13 protein-coding genes are annotated in these 11,689 nt (G+C 39.7%); 9 read left to right on the top strand and 4 right to left on the bottom strand.

Features of this window, described 5'->3' with window-relative positions; genetic code table 11:
• The first annotated feature begins 3 nt into the window (after positions 1–3).
• A complete protein-coding gene (gene ppc / locus ACNAZ4_RS17885; protein ID WP_415816604.1) occupies positions 4–2,766 on the top strand; it encodes a phosphoenolpyruvate carboxylase in 2,763 nt (920 codons plus the stop codon).
• A gap of 66 nt (positions 2,767–2,832) precedes the next feature.
• Here ppc and ACNAZ4_RS17880 read toward each other — a convergent pair whose 3' ends face one another.
• Complete coding sequence (locus tag ACNAZ4_RS17880; protein WP_415816602.1) at positions 2,833–3,294, bottom strand: hypothetical protein; 462 nt, start codon at positions 3,292–3,294, stop codon at positions 2,833–2,835.
• Between the two features lie 118 nt (positions 3,295–3,412).
• On the opposite strand from ACNAZ4_RS17880, the gene ACNAZ4_RS17875 reads away from it, so the two are divergent.
• The 3 genes from ACNAZ4_RS17875 (at position 3,413) to ACNAZ4_RS17865 (ending at position 4,739) form a co-directional block, all read left to right on the top strand.
• Positions 3,413–3,694: a hypothetical protein gene (locus ACNAZ4_RS17875; protein ID WP_415816600.1), complete on the top strand. Its 282-nt coding sequence runs from the start codon at positions 3,413–3,415 to the stop codon at positions 3,692–3,694.
• A 56-nt stretch (positions 3,695–3,750) separates the two neighbouring features.
• Positions 3,751–4,356, top strand: a complete 606-nt coding sequence (locus ACNAZ4_RS17870; RefSeq protein ID WP_415816598.1) for a CBO0543 family protein — start codon at positions 3,751–3,753, stop codon at positions 4,354–4,356.
• Positions 4,357–4,418: 62 nt separating this feature from the next.
• Positions 4,419–4,739, top strand: a complete 321-nt coding sequence (locus ACNAZ4_RS17865; protein WP_415816596.1) for an MGMT family protein — start codon at positions 4,419–4,421, stop codon at positions 4,737–4,739.
• Positions 4,740–4,880: 141 nt separating this feature from the next.
• Here ACNAZ4_RS17865 and ACNAZ4_RS17860 read toward each other — a convergent pair whose 3' ends face one another.
• Positions 4,881–5,897: a DUF3231 family protein gene (locus ACNAZ4_RS17860; RefSeq protein ID WP_415816594.1), complete on the bottom strand. Its 1,017-nt coding sequence runs from the start codon at positions 5,895–5,897 to the stop codon at positions 4,881–4,883.
• 176 nt (positions 5,898–6,073) lie between these two features.
• Between ACNAZ4_RS17860 and ACNAZ4_RS17855 the strand changes: the two genes are divergently transcribed.
• From ACNAZ4_RS17855 to ACNAZ4_RS17845, 3 genes are all read left to right on the top strand, one after another.
• Positions 6,074–6,769, top strand: coding sequence for a Na-translocating system protein MpsC family protein (locus ACNAZ4_RS17855; protein ID WP_415816592.1), 696 nt, complete (start codon positions 6,074–6,076; stop codon positions 6,767–6,769).
• Positions 6,770–7,029: 260 nt separating this feature from the next.
• Positions 7,030–7,302, top strand: coding sequence for a hypothetical protein (locus tag ACNAZ4_RS17850; RefSeq protein WP_415816590.1), 273 nt, complete (start codon positions 7,030–7,032; stop codon positions 7,300–7,302).
• Between the two features lie 231 nt (positions 7,303–7,533).
• Complete coding sequence (locus ACNAZ4_RS17845; protein WP_415816588.1) at positions 7,534–7,902, top strand: DUF454 family protein; 369 nt, start codon at positions 7,534–7,536, stop codon at positions 7,900–7,902.
• A 533-nt stretch (positions 7,903–8,435) separates the two neighbouring features.
• Here ACNAZ4_RS17845 and ACNAZ4_RS17840 read toward each other — a convergent pair.
• Positions 8,436–8,768: a cyclic-phosphate processing receiver domain-containing protein gene (locus ACNAZ4_RS17840; RefSeq protein ID WP_415816586.1), complete on the bottom strand. Its 333-nt coding sequence runs from the start codon at positions 8,766–8,768 to the stop codon at positions 8,436–8,438.
• Between the two features lie 1,134 nt (positions 8,769–9,902).
• Between ACNAZ4_RS17840 and ACNAZ4_RS17835 the strand changes: the two genes are divergently transcribed.
• Positions 9,903–10,502: a class I SAM-dependent methyltransferase gene (locus ACNAZ4_RS17835; RefSeq protein WP_415816584.1), complete on the top strand. Its 600-nt coding sequence runs from the start codon at positions 9,903–9,905 to the stop codon at positions 10,500–10,502.
• A gap of 126 nt (positions 10,503–10,628) precedes the next feature.
• Positions 10,629–11,096 (top strand): PaaI family thioesterase, encoded by a 468-nt coding sequence (locus tag ACNAZ4_RS17830; RefSeq protein WP_415816795.1) that lies wholly within the window; start codon positions 10,629–10,631, stop codon positions 11,094–11,096.
• 45 nt (positions 11,097–11,141) lie between these two features.
• On the opposite strand, the gene ACNAZ4_RS17825 is transcribed toward ACNAZ4_RS17830, so the two are convergent.
• On the bottom strand, positions 11,142–11,651 hold the full coding sequence (locus ACNAZ4_RS17825; protein WP_415816582.1) for a hypothetical protein: 510 nt from the start codon (positions 11,649–11,651) through the stop codon (positions 11,142–11,144).
• Positions 11,652–11,689: the final 38 nt, after the last annotated feature.

Raw genomic sequence — 11,689 nt, 5'->3', positions numbered from 1 at the left:
AAAATGACATCAGGAATTGAAGTAAACGACAGCAGTTTGCCATTGCGCCGGGATGTGAAAATGCTTGGGAACATCCTTGGGGACATACTTGTCTATCATGGCGGAGTGGAATTGTTTGAAAAAGTAGAGAAGATCAGGGCAATGTGCAAAACACTCAGAAATCAAAATGACTCTGAAACATACTCTGCCTTAAAGGCAGAAATTGCAGGATTATCTGTCCCGATGAGAAAGAATATTATCCGCGCTTTTTCTGTGTATTTCCATTTAATCAATGCGGCTGAGCAAAATCACCGGATCCGCAGACGCCGCGACTATCTGCTCAAATCAGAAATCAGTGCACAGCCAGGTTCAATTGAAGCCGCTATCCTTTCACTAAAAGACAATTATATATCCTCAGATATTATTCAAGATGTCATCAATACCATTTCGCTGGAATTGATCATCACAGCCCACCCTACAGAAGCTACAAAGCGTTCAATCCTTGAAATTCAAAAGAGGATTGCAGATATCCTAAAAAGCCTTGATAATCCGCTGTTATCCAAAAAGGAGCGTGAAAAGGTAGAGGAGAGCTTATTCAATGAGGTTTCTGTCCTGTGGCAGACAGATGAACTAAGGGACCGCAAACCGACAGTCATTGATGAAGTCAGGAATGGACTTTATTATTTTGATCAGACATTGTTCGATGTCCTGCCTGAAATCCATCAAGAGGTAGAATCAAGCCTAAAAGGCCATTATCCCGATCATGACTGGAAAGTACCACATTTCCTCCGCTTTGGATCTTGGATTGGCGGAGACAGGGATGGAAATCCAAATGTCACACCGGAAGTTACATGGGAAACATTGCAAAGGCAAAGACGTCTCGTCTTAAAAAAATATAAAGCTGTATTGGTTGATTTAATGAAACGATTCAGCCATTCAACTACACGGGCAGCTGTTAGTGAAGAACTGCTGGAATCTGTAAAGCAGGATGAAGAAAAATACCTGGCTGACGATCAAAAGTGGAATGTTGAAGGTGAGGTGTACCGCCGGAAGTTCGCGGTCATTATCCAAAGGCTGAAGGAAGCAGGGAAATCAGATATCGGATACAAGGCCTCTGAGGAAATGCTCGAGGATCTTCTTGTCATAAAACGAAGCATTTATCAGCATCATCCTGTTCATCATGAACTGAAATCTTTACAAAAATTGATTAGGCAAGTACAACTTTTCGGATTCCACCTTGCAACGCTTGATATTCGAAACCACAGTGGGGAACATGAAGCGGCCATCGCCGAGATATTGAAAAAGGTAGGAATCTCTTCGGATTATCCAGCTTTGTCTGAAGATGAAAAGCAGGAACTGCTTGTGAAGCTTCTGGAAAATCCAAGGCCATTGCTGCTGCTTCACGAGGATTACTCAAAAGATACACAGCAAATGATTGAGGTATTCCAGATGATCAAGCGGGCACATAAGGAATTCGGCAAACGTTCGATTTCCGTTTATCTTGTTAGTATGACGCAATCTGCAAGTGATTTGCTTGAAGTACTGTTACTGGCAAAAGAAGCTGGTATTTACAGGCTTCATGCTGACGGAACTTTGGAATCGGATCTCAATGTCGCTCCGCTTCTTGAAACAATCGATGATTTGACAGCCGGTCCAGAGATAATGGAAACATTATTCAATCTGCCATTATATCGCAACCACTTAAAGAAAATGGGCGAACAGCAGGAAATCATGCTGGGATACTCAGATGGAAGCAAGGATGGCGGAACTTTGACGGCAAACTGGAAACTTTACAAAGCCCAGCTGGAAATCAATGAAATGGCTAAAAGATACCAAATCTCACTCAAGTTTTTCCATGGTAGAGGCGGATCACTAGGCCGAGGAGGTGGCCCTTTGCACAGAAGCCTTCTGTCACAGCCAGTCGAAACACTTGGCCAGGGCGTAAAGATCACCGAACAAGGTGAAGTTCTTTCATCCCGTTACCTTCTGAAGGATATCGCATATAGAAGTCTTGAGCAGGCCACATCGACAATGATGAAAGCTGCAGCCAATGTGTTGAAGGAATCGGAACAGGGGCATCTCCGCGATAACAGATGGGTAGATGCGATTGAACAAATTTCTGCTGTTTCGTTAAAGAAATATCAAACCCTGGTATTTGAGGATCCAGACTTCCTGGCGTACTTCAATCAGGCGACCCCGCTTAAAGAACTTGCAGAGCTTAACATTGGATCACGGCCAATGAGCCGTAAGAACAGCAGCAAGTTCGAAAACTTGCGTGCTATTCCATGGGTATTTGCCTGGACTCAGAGCAGACAACTCTTCCCGGCATGGTATGCAGCTGGATCAGGCTTGCAGAGCTTTGCACAGGAAAGTCCGGAAAATCTTAAGCTGTTGCAGGAAATGTACGCGGAATGGCCATTCTTCCGCAGTACTGTTGATAATCTGCAAATGGCTTTAATGAAAGCAGATATCACCACGGCCCAGGAATATACATCCCTGGTGGAGGACAAAGCCATTGCCGACCGTATCTTCAGCAATATCCTTGAGGAATATGAACGGACAAGGAACATCCTTCTGCAAATCTCAGAGGATGAAGAACTGCTTGACAATACACCGAATATCAAAGACTCCGTGCATAGGCGAAACCCTTATGTTGATCCGCTGAACTTCATTCAAGTGGAATTGATTAAGGAGCTTCGTAAAGATGAAGATCCTGATGATGAATTATTGACCCAGGTTTTACTGACAATCAGCGGTGTTGCAGCTGGTTTAAGGAATACTGGTTGACAAGAAGACCCGCCGGCAGGCGGGTCTCTTCTGTTTATTTAAGGACGTCAATAATGGCGCAAGGAGTCAAACTGGCAATTTCATTTGCCTTTCAAGGGTCATTTGCGTTAAAATTTCATGATTAAGGGTCTTTGCCATCTTCATCGTAAGATTCAGGATTTTTCGGATGCCTTCTTTGTGGCCGTTTTTGATTGCAAGGCTGTCGCAATGGATTTCACTATCGATGCTGATTTGCTGTTGCGGGACGGGATGGTCTATATGTCCGATTTCATGCCAAATGATGGCTTCTTTTACGTCATTGTCAATGCAGAAAGCGGGATAGTCATATACAACGATGAACCAATCCAACTCCTCTTCATAAGATCGATAAAAGAGGGTCAAAACCCGGGGGTCAATATCCCATAAATCAAGCCACTTACCATTTTTGAAGCCAAATACATTCAAAATGGCCTCCTTATTTTCGATGATTGCGATTCTCCCATAGGCATTGTACTTATCGTGTTCCAAAAATTCGCCAATGCACTTCAAAAAAATCCTCCCTTTTCTATGAAGCCTTGTTAATATTGTTAAATATATTAGTCATTCTTAATCAACATGCGTAAAATAAATAGGCAGGGAAAGGAAACTTGAAAGGAGGAAGCTGTAGATGCTTTGTTCACATGGATACCTGAAAGTGAATAGAAGAATAGAGGATAATGAGCAAATTTATGAAGAAGATGAACAATTCATCACAATGTATCATGATCGGATTACAACAGCTTCTGATGTTTTCCATCTACGGGATGTACTGGATATTACTTTTAAGAATATGTCAGGAATGAAAGGATTCCTTTATCTCCATACAACCAGTGGCGTATATTCCTTTTTTACCCATGCAAATCCCGACAGGTTGATCAAGGTCTATAAAGAAATTAAGCAACGAGGGTAACTGCTTACATATAATAGGGGATAAAATCACACTCTATCTACAAAGGGTGTGATTTTATGCTTTCTTCCATTATTTATGCTGCAGGTGACCAATTGCATCAATATCTTACTGTACTAGGCTCCATCTCGCTGCAGCAATTATTGGATGCCGAAGCAAAATATCATAAGATATTAAGGACCTATTGGCACGAAAATAATTTTTTAACATATGAATGGTGGTTCCTTGTGATTCTTTCCATCGTTCCAGCTATAATCTGGTGGCTTAAGGTGGATAAAACAAAGCTGATCGAAAATACTGCTTTTGGCCTTTTTTATGGAGTCACCGCCATCTTTCTGGATTCGATCGGCAGTAATGCCATGGTGTGGACCTATCCTGTCAGGCTGACTCCATATTTAAACCCGCAGTTGTATCCATACGATGTCGGGGTTGTCATCATTCCTTTCATGCTTGTTTATCAAAGGTTCAGCACTTCATTTAAACAGTTCTTCATCGCCACAGGTCTGTTATCTGCATTCCTTGCTTTTTTGGCAGAGCCTTTTATGGTCCATCTTGGGATTTATAAGGAATTTACGTGGAAACACATATATTCCTTCCCGATCTACTGGTTATTGGGACTGATGTGCTGGGCAATCATCAAAAAATTCAAATCATATTCCGTTTAAGTGAACCCTGGCCCTATGCCAGGGTTTTTAATGGTATAGTGGTGGTGAAGGATGTGTGAAGCATGACACAGTTTACAAAGAATGTGATTGAAATCATTAAAAATATCCCATGCGGAAAGGTAATGACATACGGCCAAATAGCAAAAGCTGCTGGAAGTCCCGGAGCAGCAAGGCAGGTAGTCCGCATCCTGCATTCCATGTCAGAAAAGTATGAGCTGCCGTGGCATAGGGTCATTAATTCCAAGGGGGAAATTGGTTTTCAGGATGAGGAGATGTTTCATACCCAAAAGTCACTGCTTATTTCTGAAGGCGTGGAATTCAGTTCTAATAGAGCCATATCACTTCTGATTTATTTATGGGATATTGAATATGAACAGTCCTGATTAATTTAATGTACACCCTTAGATGAGTGGGGTTACTCCGTGCATGCAAGGGCACTTTCAAACCTAAAAATTATTAATTTGGTGATAGCAACAAAGTTTGCAAAAAGAGCCAATCCAAAAGAAAAAACACCCAATTGGGTGTTATAACGATTGCCTTTTCGTCAGGTTCTTTCTGTCGACTGATAACGGAGGCTGCTCAAGCCATTCGTTTGCAACCATTATATTAATTCCGTCTTCTGAATATTTAAGGACTTCAGCATTCAATCGCGAATAATCGATGACAAGGTCACTCCTTTGGCTCTCTGATATTGCGATTCCATAGTTTCCGATTCCGGCATAAATCATAAGGCTAAAATGGAACATCATCAGTTTATCGGAGAATGGTGAATCAACTGACGATGTTACCTCCTGTTCGAATCCGGGCGGAACAGGGAGCGAGTTTTTTTCCAAGTAATCCTTGAAAACCCTCTGGTGCTTGATGGCAATTTCCTTTCCCCTTAGGAAATAGTTTTTAACTTTTTTTGTTTTCGCAGCTTGGCTAAAGGCTGTCGAGATACTTGCACCTAATTGGTTCGTTTCAATATTGAAATGAAGGTGGGAAATCTCTGTTCCAGATAATGAGCCCCTGCGCCCCAGACCTTCAAGAAAGAAGGATTGTTTATGGACAAATTCCACCTTCTGGGGGTATGGAATGGATGGCGGCCGTATTGCCAATCCTTTTTCAAGGGCAACTTGAGTGGCCTTCCGTTCTAGTTCCAATGCAGAGGTCAGTGCTTTGGAGTAAAAATTTTTAATATCTTCACGATAAATGTTTGGCAGCATCCTGCTGTATCCGGCAAGTCCTCCGCCAGCCATGTTTTTTATGTACTTCAGATAAAAAATATCAGAGAACAATCTTTCGGCTTTTAGATTGACGTCATGTTCAGTAAAACCTTGTGGAACAGTTATATTCTCATTGATGAACATTCTTTTTATAATGCTTACATGCTGTTGCGAAAGTTCAAGAGCATGCTCCGTTAATAGTTTGATCTCTGGGTCTTCAGCATTTTGTAAGAAATAATGCAGGACACAAACCGACATTGTATCGTTTAAGTAAGTGGCCCACAGAAATGATAACTCCGCTGCTGACATTTTTATGGGATTATGAATGGTTTCCAAGCTTTGACCCCCTCTCATTCAAGAAATACTATTCCCATTACCATTCATAAATATAACGATGGATACCAATTAAAAGATACATAATACAACGGTTAAATCCTAAATTTAAAAACGATTTCATTCCTGGTTTTATTGCTCCTTGAACAGGGAAAAAACAAAGAGGAGTAAATTACATAGTGAGGAAGATTATGGATTTTGCAGAATTAGAAAAAGAAATCAGCGGATATATTGGACGGTTATTGCGTGAAAATTTCGGGCGCGGACCTGGCAATGTTTTTTGCACAATTTCCAGTCCATTTGTATCCATTTATATCACCAATTTTCTATCCCCAATGGAAGACACACTTATTTCAAATCAACAAAGTCTCTATGTTCAAAAAACAAGAGACTTAATGATGGAAACGCTAGAAGAACAAATAAAGTCATACATCGAGATGAATACGAAAGACGAGATAAAAGAATTTTATTATGACTGGAATTTGGAAGAAAAGTCGGGAATGTTCCTGTTCATTTTTAAAAATGAACGCCCTTATAAGTTCGGATGCTTTAAAAATAAAGACCTGGTCGAAAATGAGACGGTCGAACTCAGCAAGGAAATACAAAAGACGCCAGAAGAAACGCACTGCAAATTGTTAAATGAACGCACTTTGATCATTGTTCGCCACGGAATTCTCATCAATCTTGAAAAAGAATTCATTCAATTAGGCTTTTCGGAAACCTTGAAAATCGCAAAGCGGAATCTTGAAAAGAAGGCAATCAATGAACATCGGGATTCTTATGAGAAATATCTCAATGCAAGGATTACCGATTATTTTGTAGACTGGAATTTCGATCAGGATAAGAGCTATACATTATTTATTCTGAAGCCATAATTAAAGAATACCTTGAATTATGACAGATAAAATGTTACTATACTCATTAGGGTAATGATTAAAACTCTTAATCTTACTTAAATGTATACTTTTATTATTGAAAATGAAAAAATAAAATGGAATTACTTCTGATTGTAATGAATGGGCATTGAACCAGAACATAAGTCAGAAAAGGATTAATATGATTACTCCTTTTCTGACTTTTTTTATTGTCATATATTGGATAAAATTCGATCGAAAAGGGATGATTTTTCAACATAATGAAAATGAGTAAAAAAGAATTAATCTCATGTATTGAGAAATTTATAACAGATAAGAAAATGATTGTTTCTGAGACACCAACAACCATAAAGAAAAAAGAGCTGGAAACCTTTTTGGAAGAATTTGCGGCCGATCAGGGCATTGGCTATGAAAAAAAGGCAGAGCCGACCAATACCATTTATTTCTTCACGATCGAAGGCCAGGAAGCACACGTGGAGTTTTACTATAGATACGGCCAGTATTACACCAGACATTCTATAACTCTGAAATAATCAAGCTGTTCCAATTGGAGCAGCTTTTTATTTAGTTATTGCCTTGATAGGTATTGAATTAAACAGGATGATAGAGGATAATTTTGTCATTGGTTATTGGGGGTAGGGAAATGGAAGAGTCATTTAATTGCTTTTTTGCATAACAAGGCTGGAAGGTAATCATCAGTTACATAGAAGCAGGCATTCATGTCAGCCAGTTCGAGTAGCGGCTGACTGAAAGGAGGAAGAACGATGAACATCGCAGTAAAAGTCATTTTGATCATCATTGGGTCGCTCTCTATTGTATTGGGAGTGATTGGAATCGTGGTTCCTCTTTTGCCTACCACACCGCTGATTCTGTTAGGTGCAGCCTGTTATGTAAAAGCGTCTGATAAACTATACCAAAAATTGATTGCGAATAAATGGCTGGGCGGGTATATTAAGGATTTCCGAGAGAAAAACGGAATCACACTGAAGAACAAAATATTAAGCATAAGCCTGATGTGGCTATCGATAACTATAACATTATTAACAATAGATCTTCGTTTTTGGTTTGCAGCTATACTGATTATCATTGCGGCAACGGTAAGTGCTTATATCCTGTCGTTCGATACGCTTTAATTGGTGCCAATCAAAATCCATGATGGTTATTCCTATGCAGCTTCCTACATATATAAAATAAAAACATCTTGAGTTCGAGATATATTAAGGACAAGCAATTTGGTATCAATGAACATATGATGAAGTGAATTGCGAATGCAAATTTTTATAACAAATAACCAAAGAGCAATATGTACACCTTGCTCTTTGGTTATTTTTGCAGCTCATGTTTAAGCTCCACCAGCAGGCAATTGCTCTCAATCAGGGTTCAGGATAGAGATCTTGGATTGAGGCACAAAACAAATGCAGGGTACATGGTAACTTTTGTTCCACTTGGTGCTTTTTCACCGAGAGTAAAAAAACGATCAAGGGTACACGCGAATATTTCCGCATATTCGAGCATAACCCGGAATCTCCAAGTACTAGGATAATAGAATCTATAATAAATGAGAAAAGAGCCAGCATAAAAACAAAAGTGGCTGATTTGGTTGTAAGCAAGAGGTGTCAGGGATTCTGCACTTAAGGAATGGGAATGTAATATCAAGTGATATGCATTAATAATGCAGGGGCATAGGACGTAAATAAATATTTACTGCCTGGGGCATCAGACAATCTAATTGAGCTTGCTTTAAATTACGGTACATGGCCTTTCCGAAATATGAGTTTGCGGAATGAATCGTGATTCGATTGGCATACAGCTGTTTTTGAATCATAATTTCCACAAGCATTGTACCGTTTCTTATTTTGCTTGTCAGGTCATGGTCCAGGGAAAGATGGTCAATATCATAATTCTTAAGTAGATACAGACATTCATCAATTGTTTCCGCCAAAACATAACCCTCTGGTGCTTTACGATAGTCATCCATGAAAACACTTATTTGTTCCATTTCTAGCACTCCTTCCTTAAAGGGGGGGTGACTAAGAAAAGTCGGATAGCCCAAAATTCTTTCTAATATAAAGCATAACACAGATTGCGACACAAATGGACATTGGGGGCTTGGGAAATCCTGCTATATTTAAAAAAATAATTGTTCTTATTTCATTTTATTTGTTATCCGTAATATTCATGTGAAAAACAAATGAATTTTAAAAATTAAACCCCGAATATCGCTATTGTCTGGGTTTAAATCCTGCGGAACGAAAAATCCTTGCGAGCAGACTTGGATTTGCCAAGCTGAAAGGATGAGAGGTTAGGTGCAGCACCCTGATGAACTGTGCGTAAACTTTTTCATCATGGGAACAAGCCAGGGAGACCTTTTTGACAAACCATTGCAATAAACGGAGGCCAGCAGGTTTTGGGCCGCTCGTTGTGCTGAAACGAAAATCTTCTGTTAAGGTGATCAGCCAGGGCATATCGTTAATCCTGCTTATCTTTCTATGAAACTTCTTTGTTAGGTCTTTTTTTGAAAGGCGTTTAGATAATAATCCCCGTAATGCTATAGCCTCCATTGCAGCGAGGCTCATTCCCTGAGCGAAGACTGGATCTACACGGCAAAAGGCATCACCAACAACCAATAAGCCGTTACAAAACCGCGGAGGGACGATTTCGTCATTGGAGGGAAATCAAATGCTCGTAACTCTGATCGGTTATGGTTCGGAAGAAGTTCCTGCTGACAGAGAATCTTTTCTGCGATACTCAAAATCGCTTGATGATGGATGAATCCTCACAGTCCTTATCTTTTTTGATTACAATGACTTCGTCAAAAAACTCCGATAGAACTCTGGCAGTCAGTTTGCCTGCAATGCCATTCCCGACAACCACTGCTCGATTTACTGATTCTTTTTTTATACATTCGTTGCCTCCAGCTATATATGAAGAAAAATAATGTTGATTCATGTTCTTTAAGTTAAACTGTATGTATCTGAATATGATTGCACAATATGGTAATTTTACCTAAAGAGTCAGGGAAATGAAAGAGTTGTAATATGATTGCTGAAAAATGTGGTGTTCGAAAAACAACAATCAAAGTGAAAACATCCTTAATGAATGTGCATTGCCAAGTAGATAGGAGAACAAGCATATGAATGAGCAGCAGTTTGATAGAATGCTGAATGTTAAAACAGCCGGTCAGCAGAAAGGGTTCATGCCATCCTTGCATTACCACAGGTATGAGCCAACACCATACAGGGCGCTTGAATTATTTTTTCAGGAGTATGTTTTGAGCCGTAATGATAGGTTAGTCGACTTTGGCTGTGGAAAGGGACGTTTGAATTTTTATCTAAATCATCATTTCAATACAAATGTCACTGGAATCGAAATGAATGAAATCTTCTATTTCGAAGCGCTTGAAAATAAACAAGACTATCTGAAGAAACATCGGAACAGAGCGGACTCCATCCATTTTCACTGCATTCTGGCAGAGGAGTATGAAATACGACCGGATGAAAATAAATTTTATTTCTTTAATCCCTTTACCGTGCAGATCATGATGAAGGTGGTCAATAATATCTTGTTTTCATTTGAAAGTAAACCAAGGGAAATGGATTTGATTCTATATTTTCCATCAGAAGATTATATTTTTTATTTGGAATCGCAAACACCATTTGAACTTGTAGAGGAATATAAATTGCCTGATCCGAACCCAAACGAGAGAATTTTAGTGTACAGGTTGAACCCTTAAACCAAGTGTTTGGCAAAATGATTGCTTTTGGCTGAATCCTTAATTTTTAAAGGGATTTTACATTAAATAGAGAAAGTATAACTGACTAGGGATTGAGAAGGAGGAAGCAAATTGGAAGACAAACTGATGAACGCGATTCAGGATGAATACCCAGAGGATTTCGCATGGTGTTATGGCTGCGGAAGGATGAACGAACATGGCCATCACTTCAGGACAGGTTGGAGTGATGAACAAACAATCACATTGTACAAACCTAAAAAAGAACATACGGCATTGCCAGGTTTCGTATATGGCGGGTTAGTAGGTTCACTAGTGGATTGCCATGGAACAGGTTCAGCCGCGCTTTATTTACATCGGAAAAACGGACACGAACCAGGAGATGGGGCAGAACCTCCAAGGTTTGTAACGGCTTCACTGCATGTGGATTTCCTTAAGCCGACTCCCCATGGGATTGAACTGAAAGCAATTGGAACTGTTCATGAGATCCACCCTAAGAAATATCGTGTTGAAACCGAAGTATATGCTGGGGAAACACTTTGCGCAAGAGGAGAAGTAGTGGCTGTTGTCATGCCTGATACATTTTTAGGAAAATAACAATGAAAAAATTAAGACCCTGAAATATCCAGGGTCTTAAATTTATTATTTTACTGGTTCAAGCAAATTTGTCGGCAGATAACCCTCTTCACCTGAATCCTTCATTTTTACCTTGATTCTCCTGATTTCTCTCTCCATGATTTCTGCTTCACTGCCTTGCTGGATTTCCTTGACATCTTCTTCTTTTACGATCTTGTCCACTCCTTCTGCATCATTCATTTCAATCAAATTATAAAGTTCATCATAAGCTTCTTCAGAAAGGGCTAAATAGGCATCTTTTTGGACAGTGGCCGTATCACCGGGTTGCAGGGTGTTATCCTTCACTTCCTGTTCACTTTCCTTGTAGGTATCCTTCATGTTCTGGATGATGCCAGGTGTTGCTTCTTTTACTTTTTCTACGACTTCTTTTGACTTTTCCTCGGTTGCTTCCGTGGCATTTTTTGTTTCTTCTTCTAATTGTTTCGCTCCCTGTTTTGCATCATCATTGCTGCATCCTGAAATCAGGATAACTGCTAATCCAGCAGGCAGCATCCATTTTGTTAATGAAATAGCCATAATTAAAATCCTCCTGATCCCACTATTAATATATTGTA

This window comes from Mesobacillus thioparans, from assembly GCF_965138835.1.
Classification (GTDB): domain Bacteria; phylum Bacillota; class Bacilli; order Bacillales; family Cytobacillaceae; genus Mesobacillus; species Mesobacillus thioparans.
Note: the sequence above shows the minus strand (reverse complement) of the source record. Positions and strands in the feature narration are given on the sequence as shown.

Coding starts and splice junctions, on each gene's coding strand:
- ppc (WP_415816604.1), top strand. CDS start 4: ATGACATCAGGAATTGAAGTAAACGACAGCAGTTTGCCATTGCGCCGG.
- ACNAZ4_RS17875 (WP_415816600.1), top strand. CDS start 3,413: ATGCTTTGTTCACATGGATACCTGAAAGTGAATAGAAGAATAGAGGAT.
- ACNAZ4_RS17870 (WP_415816598.1), top strand. CDS start 3,751: ATGCTTTCTTCCATTATTTATGCTGCAGGTGACCAATTGCATCAATAT.
- ACNAZ4_RS17865 (WP_415816596.1), top strand. CDS start 4,419: ATGACACAGTTTACAAAGAATGTGATTGAAATCATTAAAAATATCCCA.
- ACNAZ4_RS17850 (WP_415816590.1), top strand. CDS start 7,030: ATGAAAATGAGTAAAAAAGAATTAATCTCATGTATTGAGAAATTTATA.
- ACNAZ4_RS17845 (WP_415816588.1), top strand. CDS start 7,534: ATGAACATCGCAGTAAAAGTCATTTTGATCATCATTGGGTCGCTCTCT.
- ACNAZ4_RS17840 (WP_415816586.1), bottom strand. CDS start 8,768: ATGGAACAAATAAGTGTTTTCATGGATGACTATCGTAAAGCACCAGAG.
- ACNAZ4_RS17835 (WP_415816584.1), top strand. CDS start 9,903: ATGAATGAGCAGCAGTTTGATAGAATGCTGAATGTTAAAACAGCCGGT.
- ACNAZ4_RS17830 (WP_415816795.1), top strand. CDS start 10,629: ATGAACGCGATTCAGGATGAATACCCAGAGGATTTCGCATGGTGTTAT.
- ACNAZ4_RS17825 (WP_415816582.1), bottom strand. CDS start 11,651: ATGGCTATTTCATTAACAAAATGGATGCTGCCTGCTGGATTAGCAGTT.